Below are 19,580 nucleotides of genomic sequence, written 5' to 3' on the forward strand. Positions count from 1 at the left end.
TAAGTTTATTAAGACAAAATTAACGGCGAAGGACTTTTTGCCTTTGAAATCAAAATGTTAAACAGATTAACCCAACGCGCAAATGCAACTTAGAATAGTGCACAAAAAAGGCTGGCGCACAGCCAGCCTCAATCATTCAAACAAAAGCAGTCAGATTATTTTCCTGCTTTGCGACCCAAGCCCATTTCACGGGCCAGACGAGAGCGTGCTGCCGCATAGTTAGGCGCAACCATTGGGTAATCGCTCGGCAATCCCCACTTCTCGCGGTATTCTTCAGGTGACAAATCATAATGGGTGCGCAAGTGGCGCTTCAATGATTTGAATTTCTTACCATCTTCCAAGCAAATGATGTAGTCAGGTGTGATTGACTTCTTCACAGGTACTGCTGGTTTACGGTTTTCCTGCTCAGCTTCGGACGGGCTATTGGCCAACCCAGCCAAAGTTGCATGCACATCCGCAATCAATTTAGGCAAATCTGTTTGGCTCACGGCATTGTTAGAGACATAAGCACTAACGATATCTGTGCTCAGTTCAATAATTTCAGATTTAAGGTCAACTTGATTATTATCTTGTTGCTCAGTCATTATTTAACCATTTCCTGCAGATTGCTTCTACTTTAGCGAATGCTAATATTTAACACTTAGATATTATGTGAAAGTACAAAATGCAACCAATAAAGCGGATAAAGTTGCAAAATTTTGCTTATTTTGTGCGACATTTTAGCATCAAGTGATCGATTTTATTTGGGGTCCATTTCATCGATCTTCGTCACGGGTGCTGGTTTGTAGCCAGCAAAGTATGCCGCACGCGCGAGCAGATGGGCTGAGATTGGAGCTGTGAGCAACAAGAAGACGAAGCCCGCGAATGCCCGTAGAATCACCGAACCATCGAGCGATGCAAGCGCAATGGCAAGAAAGCCGAAGCCTGCACCCAGCGTCCCCGCCTTTGAGGCGGCGTGCATACGCGTGTAAAGGTCAGGCAATCGCAACAAGCCAATTGCTGCGCCCAATGAAAAGATAGCGCCGATAATCAACAAAATACCGACCATATAGGCCAAAATCTCGTGCATCATTCTTTCGCTCCTAAATCACGCTTCTCATTTTCCAACCGTTCTGCTCGAATTTTCCATCGTTGCAAGACGAAGCGCGCAAATGCGACAGTCGCCAAAAAGCCGACAAGCGCTAGGGAAATGGCGATATCCAAATATAGTGCATAGCCCGTTTTGATTGCGATCACCGCGATATAACCAATGCCAATGGTCAACAACATGTCGAGGGCCAAGATGCGATCTGGCAATGTGGGACCACGCAAGATGCGCACCAAAACAAACAGGAACGCCAAGCTGAGCAGCCCTAAAGCGATATTAATCGCTAGCTCTAGGAATTCTGCGCCACCAATCATGGTTCAAACACCTCAATAATTTTGGCCTCGAAGCCATTAGCAATGTCTTTGATCATTTGCTTTTTGTCTGGCATCTCAAGCGCATGCACATATAGGCTTGAGCGATCTGGCGACACATCGACACTCAGTGTACCTGGCGTCAGCGTAATCAAATTCGCCAGCAGCGTAATTTCAGCATCCGATTTGGCTTTTAGCGGGAATGAGATAATCGCAGGCTGTAGTTTTTTGTGCATGTTGGGTGAAAGCACAAGGATCAACACCTTGAACGCACTCAACACCAACTCATAAAGAAACAGGCCAGCTAACGAAAGGATCTTCGGGATTTTACGCAGCAACTGGGCCTGGCCTACTTGCAGGCGGATCACCCAAAGCGACATGCCGCCAATGACAAACCCGAGAATCAAGTTTCCGAGCGAGAATGTGCCGGTGATGGCAGCCCATGTGAGGGCCAATAAAACCGAGATAAGCAAAAGTGTCATGGTTTACTCCTTCGCCTCCGAAACGCCATCAAATACCGCGCCCACATATTCGGCTGGCTCATATACCGCGAATGCGGCATCTGCGCCTGCTTTGAACAATGGCTGCGGCGCAAGTCCTGCAAAAACGATAAAGGCAACGAGTGCGCCTGCTGGCAACAAACCCCATATCTTAGCACGTGATGGCAAAGGCCGAATGCGATCATTAATCTGCTCAGAATTCACTCCTTCCCGTCCATCGCGCCAGAAGATGTGCGCCCACAAACGCGACCCTGCAATCGACGTTAGAATTGAGTTCAGCAAGATCAGGCCAACCAGCCAGAAGTTACTCACTTCAATCCCGGCTTGCACCAAGATCATCTTTGGCCAGAAGCCCAAAAATGGCGGTAAGCCCGCAACAGCAAATACCAGCACAATAAACATGATTGAGAGCCAGCTGTTTGCGCGATAGAGGCCACCCAATTTGCGAATATCGCTTGTGCCACCCATGCGCTCAACCAGCCCGACAACCAGATAAAGTGCGGTCATGACCAACATTGAATTCACGGCATAGGCTGCGAGGCCAAAAATACCTGTTGGTGAGCCGATGGCCAGCCCGGCCAACATGGCCCCAATGCCACCGATCACTAAAAAGCCGAGCGCGCGACGCGCGTTGGTTTGCGCGATAGCGCCAAGCGGTGCCAAAATTAGGGTGAAACCGGCAACCACTTCCATCGCCAATTGCAAATAGGCATGGGATTGCGGAATTAGCAAAAGGTGCGTGCGCACAAGTGCATAGACGCCAACTTTTGTAAGCAAGCCCGCAAACACAGCAGAAACTGCAGGATCAGGCGCGTGATAGGAGGCAGGCAACCAAGCATTTAGCGGAAATGCCGCTGCCTTCATGGCAAATGCCAAGAAGAACAAGGCTGCCACGGCATAAATTGCACCGCTTTCAACTTGAGGTGCTTTTAGGGCAATATCTGCCATGTTCAACGTGCCGACCAAACCATAAAGGAAGCCGATGGCGATCAAGAAGAAGGTGGTGGCAAGGAAATTGAGAAAGCCATATTTCACCGCGCCATCCAGTTGGATTTTCCGGCCGCCAATGATGAGCAAGCCGAAGGAGGCAATCAACATCACCTCGAACCAAACATAAAGGTTGAACAAGTCACCCGTTAGGAACCCGCCAGAGACGCCAGCGAGCAACAGCAACAACAGCGAATGATAGCCATATTTATTTTCGCGTGTTTCAATTTCGGACTGCACGAACAGCACGACAATCAGCAGAATGAAGGCACTGACCAGCGAGAACAACGCGCTCAACGCATCGGCTGTGAGGCTGATGCCATAAGGGGGCAACCAGTTGCCCATGGTCATGGTGAATGGCCCGGTGTCCTGCACCCGTAAATAAAGCATCAAGTTAGCGACCACCGTCGCAAACAAGATGACAAAGGCGAAAGGTGCCTGCCATTCAGGACGCTTGCGCGCCATCAACAATACTGCGGCACCCAGCATTGGCAGAGCCACGGGCCATACAATCACCCAATCGGCGACGGATGTTGCCCCTTCAATCATTGCGGGTGGCAAATCGAGATTTTTTGGCATCGAAGAACTGGCCATCAAATGCTCCTAGTAGCTCAGCGGCGGCCGAGGGCTATCCTCAGGCTCTGCCACGCGCATGGTGTCTGTGTTATCTGCGTCCAATTCTTGATAGGCCCGATAGGTGAGCACCAGCAAAAATGCGAACAATGAAAAGCCGATCACAATCGCCGTCAAAATGAGCGCTTGTGGCAGCGGATTGGCAATGGGCTCAAGTGGCGCATATTCGCCATCTGGCACAATTGGCGGCACCTCGCGGGTGACGCGGCCGATTGTGAATATCAACAAATTGACGCCATTGCCGATAATCGCGATGCCCAGCAACATGCGGATCAAAGAGCGCGAGAGCAGCAAATAGATGGCCACTGTGAAGAACAAGCCGATCAGAAAAGCGAGTGCGATTTCCATTAGCGGGTCTCCTCGTCTTCTTCTAGCGCCAGTGCGATGGAGGAGATTGCCCCCACAACGACCAGATAGACGCCAATATCGAACAGCATGGGCGTGGATAGCGCCAATTCGCTACCGTCGCTCATTTCTAAAAACAACCACAAACCTTTGAGGAATGGCGCTTCAACAAATAGAGACATAAAGCCAGCGATGGCGGCTAGAAACACGCCGAGGCCAGCGACAGCGATGGGGTGAAACACAAGTGCTTTGCGCACCTCTTCAACCCCAGCCGCGATGCCGTAAATAGCGATGGCTGATGCTGCGATCAGTCCGCCGATGAAGCCGCCGCCCGGTTCATTATGGCCGCGCAGCAAAACAAACACTGAGAACAACACCATCAAGGCTGCCAAATAAGGAGCCACGGTCCGAAAAATTACGGTATTCATGCGCGTGCTCCTTTATCTCGGGCAATTGTCTTTCTTGGTGCGCGTCGCTTCGGCGCCCTCTTCTTGCTGGCGCCAACGCCGCGTTTTGCACCGCCAAGCCGAATGCCGATTAGTGCCAAAATGGCAATGCCTGCAGTCATCACCACCGAGATTTCGCCCAACGTATCGAGCGCCCGGTAATCCACCAAGATCACGTTCACAATGTTACGCCCATGTGCAATTGGCACGCTGGTTTCGATGAAGAATTCAGACAAAGACGTGTCGAGTTCGACGCTGAGCACCGCCAACAGCAAGGCCACAAAGCCAAAGCCACACACGATGGCAATCGCGCCATCACGCACAGCTTCTTCCAACACACGTGCATCGCGTTGATCAAGGTGCAAGCGGGTCATCACCAAAGCGAGGATCACCACAGACAGTGTTTCAACCATCAATTGAGTGAAGCCAAGGTCTGGCGCGCCAAACAGCAGGAAGATAATCGCGACAGCAAAGCCTTGAATCCCCAGCGATACAATGGCCACCAGTCGCGTTTTGGCGACGATTACTGCGATCAATCCGATAGCGGCAATTGCCAAAATTGCCCATTCATAGAACCGCAAGTTTGGTAGCGCTGGCACCGCTGGTAAGGCGTTTTGCATGATGAGCGGCGCAAACAGTGCCCCCGCCAAGCAGACGAAAACGAGGATCAAATAAAATTCCAACCGTCCATGGTGGAAAATGCGGGTCACACGATCCGCAAAACGGATCAAGCCAAACATAAACTGGTCAAAGCCTTGGTCTGGTCCCCATGTCCAAACACTGGCCACGCGGCGCAAGAAACTGCGAATGGCGTCAAGCTTGTAGAATGCAATGCCGCCCACTGTCCACGTTGCCAGAGATAGGCCGATCAAAAGCGGATCAAAATGCAGCTTGAGGTGTGTTTCCACCAGCTTTGCGTAAACTGCAGTGGCTGCGGGACCGAAGAAGATTTCGCCAACATCTGTGATGAAATAGCCCGCCACGAACCCGAGTACACCAAGGATGACGGGTCCCCAGATCATCGAAAGCGGCGCTTCGTGCGGTGATTTGGGTGTTTCCAGCTGTTTGCCGAAGAACGGCTTGATTGCAATCGCCAAGCCCGCTGCCATCATCAGGCCGTTGCCCAACAAAGCAACCAAAACCAAAACGACGCTCCAGATATTTTCAGGCCCGAACAGCAAATAGATTTCTTCCTTGGCGAAATAGCCAAGCGACACAGGCAAGCCCGCCATTGAAAGCGCGGCGAGCGCGGCACCGATAAAGGTGAATGGCAGTTTATACCGTAAGCCGGAAACTTCTGTGAGATCGCGGGTGCCGGATTCATGGTCGATGGCACCAACCACCATAAACAGTCCGCCCTTGTAGAAAGAGTGCGCCACGAGGAACAACAATGCGGCCAAAATCGCCACCTTCTCGCTCAAGCCCAAAAGCATGACCAACATGCCGAGCGAGCCGAGAGTGGTATAGGCCAGCATTTGCTTCATATCTGTTTGGCGCAGCGCCATGATGGCGCCAGTGAGCAATGTGATCCCACCGAAAATCGGCAAGATCAAATTCCATTCAGGCGTGCCATTTAGTACGGGGCTCATGCGCGCCAGCAAATATACACCAGCCTTCACCATGGTGGCCGAGTGCAAATAGGCCGAAACAGGCGTGGGCGCTTCCATCGCGTTGGGCAACCAGAAGTGGAACGGCACTTGCGCAGATTTGGTGAACGCTCCGCCCAGCACCAACAACAAAATCATCAAATAAAATGGGCTGTCCCGCAGCACATTGTGATCTGTGAGCAAGGTGCTCAGCTCGCTGTGGCCAGACACGCCGAAAATCATCAATAGACCAAACAGCAGCAGCAGACCGCCGCCGCCAGTCACCACCAAGGCCTGAATGGCCGCACGGCGCGACGCCGCCTTATTATGGTTGAAGCCGATCAACAGGAATGAGGTGATCGACGTCAGTTCCCAAAACACGAACAAAGTGATGATGTTGTCTGCCAACACCAGCCCCAACATGGAGCCCATAAACATCAAAATGAACGAGAAGAACCGACCCTGATGTCGGTGGCCATTCAAATAACCCCCAGAATAGGTGATGATGAATGTGCCAATACCGGAGATCAGCAAAGCAAAGATCAGCGAAAGCCCGTCAACAAAGAAACTCAGATTGATCGGAAAATGGAAGTAGCGGCTATCGACCCAAGTCATGGCGAAAGAAATGGTGCCGCCCTCAGCAATCTCGCCAATGAAGGTGGTGAGCACCAAAAATATCGCAGCCGGCACAGTGGCCAAAATCCAACCTGAGATGCCTTTGGCAAACCGGTTAACCCAAGGGGCAAACAGGGCTGTCACAAAAGGCGCGAGCGCGATCAGCAACAAAGCATGATAATTAGGCAAGTCGGACAATGATCACTCTCCATTCGGCGCGCCCAAATCTTTGGCGCATATCTTGCGGTTTGGCGCACTATTTCTGTCGTTCATTCCGAATCGCAGAAAAAGTAGAACAATTTGACCTAGTCCGAAGGAAAACGACAAGGGCAAGCGCCGATCAAACAACGGTTTTGCAGTGTTTTCGGACCACAAAAACTCAAATTCACCGTATAAACATCGTTATCAGATTTGCAAAGACTTGATTGTTGCGCTCAGGCTCCCCAAATTGGTGCCTTATCCCAATCTGGTTTCTTTCCTTATCGAGTATGTCCAAACTAACTTTTGAACAAAAATCCGAACAGGACTGGCGGCAAGAGCTAAGCGAGCTTGAATTTCATGTGCTGCGCAAGAAGGGCACTGAACGGGCCTTTTCTCATCCATATGATAAACAGACCTCACCAGGGCATTATGTCTGCAAAGCCTGCGGCGCACTTCTTTTTGATGCGCAGCACAAATATGATTCAGGTTCCGGCTGGCCCAGTTTTTGCGATGCAGCACCCGATGGCACTGTGGAGCTACAAATTCAGCGCACCTTTTTTGCCCGTAAAACAGAAGTGATTTGTGCGCAGTGCAATTCTCATATTGGACATATGTTTGAAGATGGGCCACAACCCACAGGAAAGCGTTATTGCACCAATGGCACCGCGTTGAAGTTTGTGCCGCAACTGGAAAATGAGTGAATTATGAGCGATTTGACGCCCCCTAAAGCCGCCAAGAAGGACCACTTCACCACGCATCACGGCATTGAACGCAATGATCCCTATCATTGGTTGCGAGACGATAATTGGCAGCAGGTCATGCGTGATCCGGATGTGCTGGATAAAGAAATCCGCACCTATCTGGAAGCAGAGAACGATTATTTCGAAGCGCACATGGAAGACAGTGCCGATTTGCGCGAGCGGATTTACACCGAAATTCGCGGGCGGATCAAAGAAGATGATAGCTCTGTGCCGTTTAAAGATGGCGACTATGCATATTTCAGCCGCACATTGGAGGGGCAGCAATATTCGCAGATTTGCCGTTCTGACCGCGATGGCGGCAATGAAACCGTGTTGCTGGATATGAACAAAGAAGCTGGCGAAGGCTATTTCCGCTCTGGCGGCGCAGCGCACTCGCCAGACCATAAGTTGGTCGCATGGTCTGCAGATCGCAATGGATCAGAATATTTCACCATTTATGTGCGCGATGTGGCGACCGGAGATGAGTTGAAAGACGAGATCGCCAGCACCACGGGTGGCGTCACTTGGGCCGCAGATTCAAAGAGCTTTTTCTATACTGTTCAAGACGATAATCACCGCCCACATAAAGTGTTCCATCACACACTTGGAGACAACCCGAGCAACGATAAACTGATTTATGAAGAGCCCGATTCAGGTTTCTTTCTCGGCGTTGGCAAAACCAATTCCGGCAATTACATTATCATTGATAGCCATGATCATGAAACCAGCGAAGTGCGATTTATTGATGCGCATACGCTTGGTGCGCCGACTTTGGTGGCCGAACGCAAAAACGGGCGTGAATATTCGATTGATGATGCCGATGGCGTGTTTTACATCCGCTCAAATGCAGATGGCGCCGAGGATTATAAGCTGATGACAGCGCCCGTTGACAATCCGGGCATCGAAAATTGGCAAGATTTGGTGCCACATCGGCCTGGCGTTTTGCTCAAAGGCTATTTCCTAAAATCGCGCTATCTGGTGCGTAAGGAAGAGTTTGAGGGTCTGCCCCGCATCATCGTGCGCGATCTTAAAAACGGTCAGGAAGAAGAAATCAGCTTCAAAGAGGAAGCTTATACGCTGTCTGTGTCTGCCGGATATGAATTTGAGAGCGATGAAATTCGCTATTATTATTCGTCCCCGACGACGCCACCGCAAGTTTTCGATTATCGCATCGATAGCAAAGCCCGCACGTTGCTGAAAACGCAGGAAATTCCATCTGGCCACAATCCAGACGACTATGTGACGCGGCGTTTGTTTGCGACCGCGCCGGACGGCGCACAGGTGCCCGTCACCATTTTGCACCGTGCGGACTTTGAACCTAATGGCAAAGCGCCATTGTTGCTTTACGGCTATGGCTCATACGGCATGTCGATGTCGGCCGGTTTTTCCATCTCCACTCTATCACTTGTTGATCGCGGCATGGTCTACGCCATCGCGCACATTCGCGGTGGCATGGAAAAGGGCTACAACTGGTACACATCGGGCAAAAAGCACAACAAGAAGAACACATTCAACGATTTCATCGCAGCAGGTGAAATGCTGGTAGAACAAGGCTACACCAGCAAAGGCAATATTGCAGCAATGGGCGGCTCCGCTGGTGGCATGTTGATGGGCGCTGTGGCCAATCAAGCACCGGATCTGTTTGCATCTATTTTGGCATTGGTGCCGTTTGTGGATGTGTTGAACACAATGCTGGACGACACCCTGCCCCTCACCCCGCCTGAATGGCCCGAGTGGGGCAACCCAATCACGTCCAAAGAAGACTATGAATATATCGCCAGCTATTCGCCTTATGACAATATTGAGGCGAAAGATTATCCGGCGATCTTTGTGATGGCAGGCTTGACCGACCCGCGCGTGACCTATTGGGAGCCTGCGAAATGGGTGGCAAAACTGCGCGAACACAAAACCGATCACAACTCTCTAATTTTGAAAACCCACATGGGTGCGGGCCATGCCGGCATGTCCGGGCGATTTGAGAAAATCAAAGAAACTGCCCTTGCCTACGCATTCGCGCTGCAAACCACAAATGGCGCAAAATAAAGAAAGTTTTTTCTTTTCATAACTCTTGTTGCGGAACAAATAACCGATTATAAGAGTTGAGAATATTGAGACCAACGACAATAAATTGGAGGCCAATCATGTCTTTTGAACTGCCAGAACTCCCTTACGCCTATGATGCGTTGAACCCTTATATGTCAGCGGAAACGCTTGAATATCACCACGACAAGCACCACCAAGCTTATGTGACCAACGGCAATAAATTGCTTGAAGGTTCAGGCCTTGAAGGCAAGTCGCTCGAAGATATTGTGCGCGAAAGCTATGGCAAAAATGCAGGCTTGTTCAACAATGCGGCGCAACATTTCAACCACAATCATTTCTGGAAATGGATGAAGCCAAATGGTGGCGGTTCAATCCCAGGTGATTTGGAAGCACAAATCAAATCTGACCTTGGCTCAGTTGACGAATTCCGTGAAGCATTCTTGAATGCTGGCGCAACTCAGTTTGGCTCTGGTTGGGCTTGGTTGGTGATGAAGGATGGCAAGTTGGCCGTGACCAAAACACCTAATGGCGAAAACCCATTGATCCACGGCGAAACACCATTGTTGGGTTGTGATGTTTGGGAACATTCTTACTACATCGACTACCGCAATGCGCGTCCGAAATACCTCGAAGCGTTCTTCGATTCTATGGTGAACTGGGAATATGTTGCAGAGCTTTACGAAGCTGCAAAATAAGCCAGAATTCGACATTCGAATTTTTGAAATCCGCCAAGCCCTTGGGTTTGGCGGATTTTTTTGTGCTGTGAAAAAACAAACGAATCTCTAGGCAACGCCCCCTCCTAAGTGTTAACCATTCTTTAACCATGGGAGAGGTGATTTGTTCGACACAAAAGTAGTTGGGATTCTGACGCAAAATTCAGCACTCAGCTCAATTTTAGCAATGGTTTTGCGTGATATTTCTGGCTTGCGTCTTCGCGAGTTTTCCAGCGCTGCTCACCTGCTCCGCTATGCGGATATTGCACCATTGGACCTGCTGATCTTGGATTATCAGCTGGCCGACCGTTCGGCACCTGACGTGCTAAACAGCTTGCGGTCCAACCCCAATATTGATGTTGAATCACTTCAAACCATCACCATGATCAAAAATATTGACCGAGAGTTGCAGGCCAGCGTGGTCAATGCAGGTATTGATGAGATCATCGTCAAACCGATGTCCCCTGCCTATATCAAGGAGCGTGTGAGCGCCCGTTTGGGGGCGGACGGACAATTTGTACGCATTCCTACTTCCGCGGCGTCCAGCCGCGATTGGCGCGATGACCCATCGCACAACGAAAATCAGCCGCAACCTTATGATGGTGAAGCACTCGAGCACATTCGTGCCCAACATGATAATGTGATTGAGTTTTCAGCCTATCGCGCAAAAATGACAGGCATGGCCGACAAGCCGCACTAGGCGGCTTGATCATTTGTCGGTTGGGATCTAACGCGCCCGTTCAGAAAGCAATCCCGAAACTTTATCCCAGCCCTCTTCCGCTGTTTTCGCGAAGATAATCCGTTCCACGGCTTCAGGCCGATCAACCGAGACAATCTCTTCTACAAAGCCACGCAGCAGCAAAAACTCGTCATTTTTCGACAAGCAAACAAGTGGACGACAGGCTGATGCTAGCCATGTTTCCAGATAGCGCCCCAAATCTTGCACACCGCAGGGCAATACCCAAAAATGTGAAACAGATTGGGCCACAGTCTGCATGGGTGACCCATCAATTTCGATGATCTCACCACCTTCAGGCAGTTTCACGCTAGGTGTGTTCTGCTGATGATAGATGATCACCCGACCGCCTTTTGTCAGCGCGCCTGAGGCAAAGGCAGACGCCACTTCGCCGGTAGGCATTGAACAACATAGATCCACATTTTTCTGCGCCAAAAACTCACCTGTTTGATGCGCTGTGGTGATTTGCTTTTGATGCTCGGCGCGTTCCGCCGGCACAAGAAAACCTGCCGTTTTGATTGGCTTTTTGCCCTTCATCTTAGCGCCCCCGTTTCAATGAACCGAGGATACCACGGACCAGTTGATCACCCAACTGACGTGCCACTGTTCGGGCAAAAGTTTTCACAGCATCTTCCGTTGGTGTTTGGCGGTTGGATCTGCGGGATTTACGCGTTTTGCGCTTGGTCTTGGGGCGATCATCCCGATATTTATCGCGATAGCCGGTGCGGGTTTCCCACAGATCGCCAAAATCATCCTGATTTTCGCGCTCCAATTGCAATTGCTCTTCGCGCAATTTCGCTTCCGCCCGCCGCAGCAACTCCTCATAAGCGGAATCACGGTCCATTGTTTCATCATAAAGCGCCGCCACCGGGCTGTTTTTGATAATCTCGGCGCGTTCGGCTGGCAAAATTGGGCCAAGTCGCGAGGAAGGTGGGCGCATCATGGTGCGCCCGACAATGGATGGCACACCCTTTTTCTCAAGCGTCGAAACCAGCGCCTCACCAACACCCAATTGGGTGATGACGTCTGCGGTTTTAAAATCTGGATTGGGACGGAACGTGTCAGCGGCAGTTTTCACGGCCCGTTGCTCACGTGGTGTATATGCGCGCAAAGCATGTTGAACACGGTTACCCAATTGCGCCAACACTGGATCAGGAATATCCAACGGGTTCTGCGTCACAAAATATACGCCTACGCCCTTTGACCGCACAAGTTTGACCACCTGCTCGACCTTGTCCATCAAGGCATCTGGCGCGTCGTCAAACAACAAATGTGCTTCATCAAAAAAGAAGACGAGATGTGGCTTATCCGGGTTGCCGACTTCGGGCAATTCTTCAAATAGCTCCGACAGCAACCAAAGCAAGAAGGTCGCATAAAGGCGTGGCGACTGCATGAGTTCGTCTGCGGCCAAAACATTGACGACGCCACGGCCATCCTTATCGGTCCGCATAAGGTCGCGAATATCCAGCGCCCGCTCGCCGAAGAAATGCTCGGCACCCTGCTGTTCTAAAACGAGCAACGCGCGTTGAATTGCCCCAATAGATGCACGCGACACACGGCCATAGCGTTTCGAGATGATGTCATCATTTTCATCAACATCATTTAGGATGGCGCGTAGATCCTTCAGATCTAGCAGCAACAGCCCCTCATCGTCAGCATAGGCAAAGGCGATGTTCAGCACGCCTTCTTGCACCTCGGTGAGGTCGAGCAAGCGAGATAACAGCAAGGGCCCCATATCCGAAATGGTGGCGCGGATAGGGTGGCCTTGGCGACCAAAGAGATCCCAGAATATCGTTGGGAAGGCTTCATAGATGTAATCGTCAAAACCGATATTGCTTGCGCGTTCTTCGAGAAAGTCTTTGCTCTCGCCGCTCACTGCAATGCCGGAAAGATCACCTTTCACATCGGCACAAAAAACGGGCACCCCTGCCCGCGAAAAGCCCTCTGCCATAATTTGAAGGCTAACCGTCTTCCCCGTGCCCGTGGCACCGGTGATTAGACCGTGGCGGTTTGCCAATTTAAGATCAAGATATTCAGCTTGGGTGCTGGTGCCAAGATAAACCTTGCCGTCAACAAACATCCATTAGGCCCTTCCAGAAATTTGAAGGTGTATATAAGCCTTGCAGTGTACAAATCTCAATAGGACCATTGTTATTTTTGATAAATATGCCCATTCGAGTGCTGTCCTGATCAGTTTGACTTGAAAAACAGGATGCTATTCCCCATTTGTCGAACATCAAATTTTTGGGGGCTGGACATGCTGACAACGACAACCGACACGCTAGATGGATTTGAAATCACCGAATATATGGGCATCGTTATGGGCGAGACCATATTGGGTGCCAATTTCATTCGCGACATCATGGCGACGGTGACTGACTATATTGGCGGCCGCTCGGGCGCATATGAGCAAACCTTGAGCAAATCACGCAAAGCCGCATTGGAAGAAATGTGTGATCGGGCGCGCGCCATAGGCGCAGATGCAGTTATCGGTGTGGATTTGGATTACGAAACTGTCGGTTCGCGCGGCGCGATGTTGATGGTCACCTGCTCTGGCACCGCAGTAAAGTTGCGTAAAACCTAAGCTAACCTGTTCCATGGCTTGCATTTCATTTCAAGATCGCGCTCAATAGGCTAGACATCTCGGGAGGATTGCATGGTCAATCGGCGACATTTTTTGATGGCAGGTGGCTCGTCCTTATTGGGCGGCATGGCAACAATTGGCATGTCTTCTCCGCTCCTGGCGCAAAATGCTGTAAATGGCGCTTTGTTGGATGGGCGGAACTTTGGCCTCACTCCCGGTGCGCCCTATGATCAGGCAGAGGCACTTTCAGCCGCCATCGGCGCGGCAAACAGCGCCAAGCAGAAACTGTTTTTGCCAGCAGGCAGCTACAACATCTCTAATGTTGGATTGCCCAGCAATACGCAGATTATCGGCGCGGGCGGCGCAACTAAGCTTGTGCAAATGACGGATAAGCCAGTCTTCACATTGATCGGCGCGCAAAACATTGCGCTTGAGCAATTTGATTTGGTGGGCGCGCAGGATTTGGCGGCAGACGCGATCCTCTACATGCAGTCCGTGCGCAATGTGAATATCGAAGAATGTGGATTTTTCGCCAGCGCCAAACACGGTGTTTGGGGCTATGACGCGCAAGTTCAGATCAATAGCAATCGCTTCGAGCAAATTGGCAGCGCCGCAATCTTTTTGAACAATGGTGTTCAGTCGCAAGTGCGCGGAAACGTGATTAAAGGGTGCGGCAATAATGGCATTTTGATTTGGCGCGACGAGCCCGGAATTGATGGCACAATTGTTGCTAACAACCAAATTCAAGATATTGATTGGCGCAGCGGTGGCAACGGCCAAAATGGCAATGGCATCAATATCTTCCGCGCACAAAATGTCATCGTTTCAAACAATGTGATCCGCGATTGCGGTTTCACCGCTGTGCGGGCAAACGGCACCCGCAACACGCACATTATTGGCAACAATTGCTTGCGGTTGGGTGAAGTGGCCATCTTCTCTGAGTTCGGATTTTCAGGCTCTTTAATCAGTGACAATTTGATTGATGAAGCCGCTACAGGCATTTCAATCACCAACTATAATGATGGTGGTTATCTTGCTGTTTGCGCCAACAATATTGTGCGCAATATCTGGGACAAAAGCCCCAACAATCCAGACACGATTCCGCTTGGCATCGCGGCAGAAGCGGACTGCAACCTTTCGGGCAATGTGGTGGAAAATGTACCGGGCGCTGGCCTTTTGCTGGGCTGGGGGCCTTACCACCGCAATTTGCTGGCGAACGGCAATTTGGTGCGCAAATGCAAATATGGCATTGCAGCTTCGGCTGTCGAAGGCGATGGCCCGATCAACATTACGGGCAATTCCTTGTTTGAATGTGATCAACCGCTTGTCGGCGGTAAATGGCAGGATATCGCCTATGATGATCTGACACGGAGCGCGCCAGACCATATTTTTGTTTCCAACAATGTTGTCGGCTAGCTTTTCCTAAAAGAACGATGCGAATTCGCCACTTAGGTGAGCTGTGCCAACTTCAAATCCACGCCAATTTTTGGTGGTCTTGTGCGACCATTGCGCCAGCAAATTCTTTTGATCTTGTGATGCATTGGCCAGCGTTGCAACTAGCCCCGCGACGATTGCTTCAGCCGCAGGCACTGACCCGTCATCCACTTTCAGTGCAAAACCCAAATGCGAATCTCGCAATGCGCCGCAGAACACGCCATCTGCGCCCACTTTCATCATCAGTTTGCCCTTAAACGCCTCCATCGCATCGGTATCGATCCGATCCGTGCCCGCCACCAACATTGCGTTTTGCGCGCAAGCATCGAACAAGCGTTGGCCAGCTTTGGTATAGAGTTCCGGCAAGTCGGAATTGGGATCGCTCAGTTTGGCGAAGCCAACGGCAAAACCGCGCAAGGGAGATGCCCATGTGGGGATAGAGCACCCGTCGCGCCCACAGCGGTCCGTACTCATTGTGGCGCCGACTATTTTTTCAACGCAGCTCCGCACTAGTTTCTGCACCGCATGATCCTGCTCAATATAGCCCTTTGGATCTATGCCCAGCGCCTTGGCCACTGCCAACATGCCCGTATGTTTGCCAGAGCAATTATTGTGCAAAGCAGACGGTTCTTCGCCTTTTTTGCGCATTTCATTACGGGCCGCTTTATCTGACGGCACATGGGCGCCGCATTCAAGCTGCTCAGCTGTCATCCCGATTTTATCGAGAAACCGCAAAACACCTTCTACATGAATGGGTTCACCTTTGTGCGAAGCGCAGGCCAGTGCCAAATCGCGATCATCAAGATCGAACTTGTCAACGGCACCGCTTTCAAACAAGGCCAATGCTTGTAGCGACTTAATTGCAGATCGAGGGAAGATGGGGTGATCAATGTCACCTGCGCTGGCGACAATTTCGCCACTTGAGTCAGCAATGCAAAATGCTGCCCGATGCCGATTTTCAACCCAATTGCCGCGTGTAAATTCTACCAAAACCGGATTTACGGTTTCCTGCATAGATCGTCCCCTATTTTTGCGATTGCCGCTTTTACGCGATCAATACCACACGCATCATGGCGCACCAATGCACCATTTCGCTAATTGCGGCGCGAAAATTCACTGCAATCAACATTAAAAAAGTTACATATTGGACTGTCCTGCGCCTGTCGGACTTTGACATGACGCGCATTGCCGCTATTGAAGAAGGCAGGGGTTGTTGGCATGTTTCGCTGATCGCTGGCGGCAAAAGCCGCACTTTGTGCATGATCAACGGGCAACAATCCGATATCTTTATGGCCATCACGCCATTCAGCGTGCATCGGTTGCCTGAGCTAGGAGCAAGTTTATGCGTCTCAAGGACTGCTATAATTTCCACGATTTCCGCAAATTGGCCCAACGCCGTCTACCCAGTCCCATTTTCAACTATATTGATGGCGGTGCAGACGATGAGGTGACGCTGGCAGAAAACAGCAAGGCCTTTAATCGTTGTGATTTGCTGCCTTCGGTTTTGGCCGGCGTGAAGGATATTGATATGTCCGTCACGGTGATGGGCCAGAAACTGGATATGCCGGTTTATTGCTCCCCCACTGCTTTGCAGCGCTTGTTCCATCATCGCGGCGAACGTGCGGTGGCGGCCGCAACCGAGAAATATGGCACCATGTTCGGTGTATCCTCATTGGGCACTGTGTCTTTGGAAGAATTGCGAAAAAAGCACAAAAACCCGCAAATCTATCAGTTCTATTTCCACCGCGACCGTGGCCTCAATCAAGCCATGATGCAGCGCGCTAAAGAAGCGAAAGTCGACGTGATGATGCTCACAGTGGACAGCATTACGGGCGGCAACCGCGAACGTGATTTGCGCACTGGATTTTCGATTCCGTTCCGACTGACCTTGGCGGGGATGCTTCAATTTGCGCTGAAGCCGATGTGGGGCATCAATTATGTCACGCACGAAAAGTTCCGCCTGCCCCAACTTGATGATCACGTAGCAATGGGTAGCGGCACCAGTTCTATTGGCGGCTATTTCACCGAAATGCTTGATCCGACTTTGAACTGGGATGATGTCGCGAAAATGGTGAAAGATTGGGACGGCCAGTTCTGCCTGAAAGGCGTGATGACTGTGGAAGATGCGCGCCGCGCCGCCGACATTGGCTGCACGGGCATTGTGCTTTCCAACCATGGTGGTCGCCAGCTCGACGGATCGCGCACGCCGTTTGACCAGCTTTCTGAAATTGTTGACGCTGTAGGGGATCGCCTTGATGTGTTGATGGATAGTGGCGTTCAGCGCGGCACACATGTGCTCAAGGCTCTTTCCCTTGGTGCCAAAGCCGTTGGCGTCGGCCGTCAATATCTTTATCCGCTGGCTGCCGCGGGGCAACCCGGGGTTGAACGAGCGTTGGGTTTGATGCGCGCTGAAATTGAACGCGACATGCGTTTGATGGGCGTGAGCAGCATTGATCAATTGGGGCGTCACAATGTGCGGTTCAAAGATCAGTTTGGACCACTTGGCGCAGGTGCTGAATGAACAATCAAGAGCTGATTGATGGTTTTCGCGCAATTGTTGGCAAGCGCCATGTGCGCACGGGCCCACGTGCCACCGAACGCTTTCGCCGTGGATTTCGCTCCGGCGAAGGGGAAGCGCTTTGCGTGGTGCAGCCCGGCACGTTGCTGGAGCAATGGCAGGTGGTTAAGGCCTGCACAGCGGCAGACAAAATTATCATCATGCAAGCCGCCAATACAGGATTAACGGAAGGCTCCACGCCCTCCGGCACCTATGATCGCGATGTTGTGCTGATCAATACGCGCAGGATGGACAAAATCCATTTGCTGGATTCTGGCAAGCAGGTGATTGGCCTGCCCGGCTCAACCCTTTTCTCCCTCGAGAAACTTCTCGCACCCTTGGGGCGTGAACCACACTCAGTTATTGGTTCTTCTTGCATTGGCGCGTCCATTGTTGGTGGTGTGTGCAACAGTTCAGGCGGCTCACTGGTTGAACGCGGACCTGCTTACACCGAGCTTTCGCTCTTCGCGCAATTGGACGCGGAAGGGCAACTTCAATTGGTCAATCATTTGGGCATCGATTTGGGCGACACGCCGGAAGAAATGCTCACTCGTTTAGATAATGGCGATTTTGATCAAAGTGGCGGTGCTGACACCAATCGCAAGGCCTCTGCAAGCGATTATGCAGCGCATGTGCGCGCAGTCGACGCAGACAGCCCTGCCCGCTTCAATGCAGACAAGAAACGGCTGCACGAGGCCTCTGGCTGCGCTGGCAAGCTTGCCGTGTTCGCAGTGCGGCTAGACAGCTATCCGCAACCTGCAAAGCAAAAGACATTTTACATCGGCACCAATAGCACCGACGACCTGTCCACGCTGCGGCGCCATATCCTCACAAATTTTAAAACACTGCCGGTGTCCGGTGAATATATGGAACGCGAAGTGTTTGATTTGACCGAGCGCTACGGCAAAGACACGGTGATGATGATTGACTGGCTGGGAACGGATCGCCTGCCCGGCTTTTTTGCATTGAAGGGGGCCATAGATTCGCGGCTGCGCAAAGTGCCCGGCTTGGCCAATTTGACAGACCGTACCATGCAGCTGCTTGCGCGTCTCACGCCGCGCATTTTGCCCAAACGCATGATGGCGTTTCGCGAGCAATATCGCCACCACCTTATTTTGAAGATGCGAGACGATGGCGTTGAAGAAGCAGCCACCTATTTGACAGCGCTATTCGCGGATCGCGATGGAGATTTCTTCGAGTGCACGAATCGTGAAGCAAAGTTGGCTGGTCTGCATCGGTTCGCTGCGGCGGGCGCAGCGGTTCGCTACATGGCTATTCATGGCCAAGAGGTGGAAGAGATCATTCCGCTGGATATTGCGCTGCGGCGCAATGATAAAGATTGGTATGAGCAGCTTCCCAAACATATCGACGATCAGCTGGTGCACAAGCTCTATTATGGGCACTTTTTCTGCCATGTTTTGCATCAGGACTATATCGTCAAAAAAGGGGCTGATCCAAAGGCGCTAAAAGCACAAATGCTAGCGCTGTTGGACCAGCGGGGCGCTGAATATCCTGCAGAACATAATGTGGGCCACCTCTATGCTGCCAAGCCGGATTTGGCCGCGCATTATCAATGTTGCGACCCCACAAATTCGTTCAATCCCGGCATCGGCAAAATGTCTAAGAAAAAACATTACGCTTAGGCGCCAAACATTTGATTTAACAAAATGATTGGGTCGAGAGGCATCACGCTGCTGCAGCCAGAAAGCATTCAACTATGTTTGGAAATTATGGCTGGGGCGGCAGGATTCGAACCTGCGAATGGCGATACCAAAAACCGCTGCCTTACCACTTGGCCACGCCCCAGCATGTTCGTCAAAAATATGACTGAACGGTGACGGTCTATACGCTTTTTCAAATCGATGTGCAACCGTTGAAAACCACCTTTTTCAAACTTTTTGCACAAACCTCACTTTGAGTGCGCAATGCGATACATATGGCGGGCAAAACTGGCTGTTTTTTCTTAAATCAGGCGATAAAGAACTGAATTGCCATAAATCTCAACCAATGTTGGCTTGTTCACACACAAATTGATTCAATTGCGCATTGTTGCAGTCTTTTA

Annotated in this window: 19 protein-coding genes and 1 tRNA gene; 8 read left to right on the forward strand and 12 right to left on the reverse strand. The window is 51.1% G+C overall.

Annotation, left to right across the window (positions count from 1 at the left end; genetic code table 11):
- Positions 1-155 precede the first annotated feature (155 nt).
- The 8 genes from ACP15Y_RS04635 to ACP15Y_RS04670 form a co-directional block, all read right to left on the reverse strand.
- Complete coding sequence (locus tag ACP15Y_RS04635) at positions 156-584, reverse strand: MucR family transcriptional regulator (protein ID WP_424981823.1); 429 nt, start codon at positions 582-584, stop codon at positions 156-158.
- 155 nt (positions 585-739) lie between these two features.
- Positions 740-1,072, reverse strand: a complete 333-nt coding sequence (gene mnhG / locus ACP15Y_RS04640; RefSeq protein ID WP_424981824.1) for a monovalent cation/H(+) antiporter subunit G — start codon at positions 1,070-1,072, stop codon at positions 740-742.
- Positions 1,069-1,401 (reverse strand): cation:proton antiporter, encoded by a 333-nt coding sequence (locus ACP15Y_RS04645; protein WP_424981825.1) that lies wholly within the window; start codon positions 1,399-1,401, stop codon positions 1,069-1,071. Before ACP15Y_RS04645 ends, mnhG begins: the two co-directional genes overlap by 4 nt.
- Positions 1,398-1,880, reverse strand: coding sequence for a Na+/H+ antiporter subunit E (locus ACP15Y_RS04650; RefSeq protein ID WP_424981826.1), 483 nt, complete (start codon positions 1,878-1,880; stop codon positions 1,398-1,400). Before ACP15Y_RS04650 ends, ACP15Y_RS04645 begins: the two co-directional genes overlap by 4 nt.
- 3 nt (positions 1,881-1,883) lie before the next feature.
- Positions 1,884-3,479, reverse strand: a complete 1,596-nt coding sequence (locus ACP15Y_RS04655; protein WP_424981827.1) for a Na+/H+ antiporter subunit D — start codon at positions 3,477-3,479, stop codon at positions 1,884-1,886.
- Positions 3,480-3,488: 9 nt separating this feature from the next.
- Positions 3,489-3,866: a Na+/H+ antiporter subunit C gene (locus ACP15Y_RS04660; RefSeq protein WP_424981828.1), complete on the reverse strand. Its 378-nt coding sequence runs from the start codon at positions 3,864-3,866 to the stop codon at positions 3,489-3,491.
- Positions 3,866-4,291 carry a Na+/H+ antiporter subunit B gene (locus ACP15Y_RS04665; RefSeq protein WP_424981830.1) on the reverse strand — a complete coding sequence of 142 codons (426 nt, stop codon included), beginning with the start codon at positions 4,289-4,291 and terminating at the stop codon, positions 3,866-3,868. The genes ACP15Y_RS04660 and ACP15Y_RS04665 overlap by 1 nt, the downstream gene beginning before the upstream one ends.
- Entirely contained in the window at positions 4,288-6,699 is a 2,412-nt protein-coding gene (locus ACP15Y_RS04670) for a putative monovalent cation/H+ antiporter subunit A (RefSeq protein WP_424982464.1), read from the reverse strand. The genes ACP15Y_RS04665 and ACP15Y_RS04670 overlap by 4 nt, the downstream gene beginning before the upstream one ends.
- A 299-nt stretch (positions 6,700-6,998) precedes the next feature.
- On the opposite strand from ACP15Y_RS04670, the gene msrB reads away from it, so the two are divergent.
- From msrB to ACP15Y_RS04690, 4 genes are all read left to right on the forward strand, one after another.
- Positions 6,999-7,412 (forward strand): peptide-methionine (R)-S-oxide reductase MsrB, encoded by a 414-nt coding sequence (gene msrB, locus ACP15Y_RS04675; protein WP_424981831.1) that lies wholly within the window; start codon positions 6,999-7,001, stop codon positions 7,410-7,412.
- A gap of 3 nt (positions 7,413-7,415) precedes the next feature.
- A complete protein-coding gene (locus ACP15Y_RS04680) occupies positions 7,416-9,494 on the forward strand; it encodes a S9 family peptidase (protein WP_424981832.1) in 2,079 nt (692 codons plus the stop codon).
- Between the two features lie 98 nt (positions 9,495-9,592).
- Positions 9,593-10,189 (forward strand): superoxide dismutase, encoded by a 597-nt coding sequence (locus ACP15Y_RS04685; RefSeq protein ID WP_424981834.1) that lies wholly within the window; start codon positions 9,593-9,595, stop codon positions 10,187-10,189.
- A 142-nt stretch (positions 10,190-10,331) separates the two neighbouring features.
- Positions 10,332-10,907 carry a response regulator gene (locus ACP15Y_RS04690; RefSeq protein ID WP_424981835.1) on the forward strand — a complete coding sequence of 192 codons (576 nt, stop codon included), beginning with the start codon at positions 10,332-10,334 and terminating at the stop codon, positions 10,905-10,907.
- A gap of 27 nt (positions 10,908-10,934) precedes the next feature.
- On the opposite strand, the gene ACP15Y_RS04695 is transcribed toward ACP15Y_RS04690, so the two are convergent.
- The gene (locus ACP15Y_RS04695) at positions 10,935-11,480 is read right to left on the reverse strand and encodes a hypothetical protein (RefSeq protein WP_424981836.1); all 546 of its coding nucleotides are present in this window, start codon (positions 11,478-11,480) and stop codon (positions 10,935-10,937) included.
- Position 11,481: 1 nt separating this feature from the next.
- Positions 11,482-13,023 carry a helicase HerA-like domain-containing protein gene (locus ACP15Y_RS04700; protein ID WP_424981837.1) on the reverse strand — a complete coding sequence of 514 codons (1,542 nt, stop codon included), beginning with the start codon at positions 13,021-13,023 and terminating at the stop codon, positions 11,482-11,484.
- A gap of 177 nt (positions 13,024-13,200) precedes the next feature.
- On the opposite strand from ACP15Y_RS04700, the gene ACP15Y_RS04705 reads away from it, so the two are divergent.
- Both ACP15Y_RS04705 and ACP15Y_RS04710 read left to right on the forward strand, forming a co-directional pair.
- Complete coding sequence (locus ACP15Y_RS04705; protein WP_424981838.1) at positions 13,201-13,527, forward strand: YbjQ family protein; 327 nt, start codon at positions 13,201-13,203, stop codon at positions 13,525-13,527.
- Between the two features lie 72 nt (positions 13,528-13,599).
- Positions 13,600-14,943: a TIGR03808 family TAT-translocated repetitive protein gene (locus ACP15Y_RS04710; protein ID WP_424981839.1), complete on the forward strand. Its 1,344-nt coding sequence runs from the start codon at positions 13,600-13,602 to the stop codon at positions 14,941-14,943.
- Between the two features lie 6 nt (positions 14,944-14,949).
- Here ACP15Y_RS04710 and ACP15Y_RS04715 read toward each other — a convergent pair whose 3' ends face one another.
- Positions 14,950-15,975: an asparaginase gene (locus ACP15Y_RS04715; protein ID WP_424981840.1), complete on the reverse strand. Its 1,026-nt coding sequence runs from the start codon at positions 15,973-15,975 to the stop codon at positions 14,950-14,952.
- 328 nt (positions 15,976-16,303) lie between these two features.
- On the opposite strand from ACP15Y_RS04715, the gene ACP15Y_RS04720 reads away from it, so the two are divergent.
- Both ACP15Y_RS04720 and dld read left to right on the forward strand, forming a co-directional pair.
- Positions 16,304-17,482, forward strand: a complete 1,179-nt coding sequence (locus ACP15Y_RS04720) for an alpha-hydroxy acid oxidase (RefSeq protein WP_424981841.1) — start codon at positions 16,304-16,306, stop codon at positions 17,480-17,482.
- The gene (gene dld, locus ACP15Y_RS04725) at positions 17,479-19,161 is read left to right on the forward strand and encodes a D-lactate dehydrogenase (protein WP_424981842.1); all 1,683 of its coding nucleotides are present in this window, start codon (positions 17,479-17,481) and stop codon (positions 19,159-19,161) included. Before ACP15Y_RS04720 ends, dld begins: the two co-directional genes overlap by 4 nt.
- An 88-nt stretch (positions 19,162-19,249) precedes the next feature.
- On the opposite strand, the gene ACP15Y_RS04730 is transcribed toward dld, so the two are convergent.
- Positions 19,250-19,324 (reverse strand) — tRNA-Gln (locus ACP15Y_RS04730).
- Between the last annotated feature and the right edge of the window lie 256 nt (positions 19,325-19,580).

Origin of the sequence: Maritalea sp. S77 (genome assembly GCF_049801075.1) — a bacterium.
GTDB lineage: Bacteria > Pseudomonadota > Alphaproteobacteria > Rhizobiales > Devosiaceae > Maritalea.

What these genes read in the sequence shown, in the direction of transcription:
- ACP15Y_RS04695 (WP_424981836.1), bottom strand. Translation starts at nt 11,480, where the DNA reads ATGAAGGGCAAAAAGCCAATCAAAACGGCAGGTTTTCTTGTGCCGGCG.
- ACP15Y_RS04635 (WP_424981823.1), bottom strand. Translation starts at nt 584, where the DNA reads ATGACTGAGCAACAAGATAATAATCAAGTTGACCTTAAATCTGAAATT.
- ACP15Y_RS04650 (WP_424981826.1), bottom strand. Translation starts at nt 1,880, where the DNA reads ATGACACTTTTGCTTATCTCGGTTTTATTGGCCCTCACATGGGCTGCC.
- mnhG (WP_424981824.1), bottom strand. Translation starts at nt 1,072, where the DNA reads ATGATGCACGAGATTTTGGCCTATATGGTCGGTATTTTGTTGATTATC.
- ACP15Y_RS04645 (WP_424981825.1), bottom strand. Translation starts at nt 1,401, where the DNA reads ATGATTGGTGGCGCAGAATTCCTAGAGCTAGCGATTAATATCGCTTTA.
- ACP15Y_RS04685 (WP_424981834.1), top strand. Translation starts at nt 9,593, where the DNA reads ATGTCTTTTGAACTGCCAGAACTCCCTTACGCCTATGATGCGTTGAAC.
- ACP15Y_RS04720 (WP_424981841.1), top strand. Translation starts at nt 16,304, where the DNA reads ATGCGTCTCAAGGACTGCTATAATTTCCACGATTTCCGCAAATTGGCC.
- ACP15Y_RS04710 (WP_424981839.1), top strand. Translation starts at nt 13,600, where the DNA reads ATGGTCAATCGGCGACATTTTTTGATGGCAGGTGGCTCGTCCTTATTG.
- msrB (WP_424981831.1), top strand. Translation starts at nt 6,999, where the DNA reads ATGTCCAAACTAACTTTTGAACAAAAATCCGAACAGGACTGGCGGCAA.
- dld (WP_424981842.1), top strand. Translation starts at nt 17,479, where the DNA reads ATGAACAATCAAGAGCTGATTGATGGTTTTCGCGCAATTGTTGGCAAG.
- ACP15Y_RS04665 (WP_424981830.1), bottom strand. Translation starts at nt 4,291, where the DNA reads ATGAATACCGTAATTTTTCGGACCGTGGCTCCTTATTTGGCAGCCTTG.
- ACP15Y_RS04680 (WP_424981832.1), top strand. Translation starts at nt 7,416, where the DNA reads ATGAGCGATTTGACGCCCCCTAAAGCCGCCAAGAAGGACCACTTCACC.
- ACP15Y_RS04655 (WP_424981827.1), bottom strand. Translation starts at nt 3,479, where the DNA reads ATGGCCAGTTCTTCGATGCCAAAAAATCTCGATTTGCCACCCGCAATG.
- ACP15Y_RS04715 (WP_424981840.1), bottom strand. Translation starts at nt 15,975, where the DNA reads ATGCAGGAAACCGTAAATCCGGTTTTGGTAGAATTTACACGCGGCAAT.
- ACP15Y_RS04700 (WP_424981837.1), bottom strand. Translation starts at nt 13,023, where the DNA reads ATGTTTGTTGACGGCAAGGTTTATCTTGGCACCAGCACCCAAGCTGAA.
- ACP15Y_RS04660 (WP_424981828.1), bottom strand. Translation starts at nt 3,866, where the DNA reads ATGGAAATCGCACTCGCTTTTCTGATCGGCTTGTTCTTCACAGTGGCC.
- ACP15Y_RS04705 (WP_424981838.1), top strand. Translation starts at nt 13,201, where the DNA reads ATGCTGACAACGACAACCGACACGCTAGATGGATTTGAAATCACCGAA.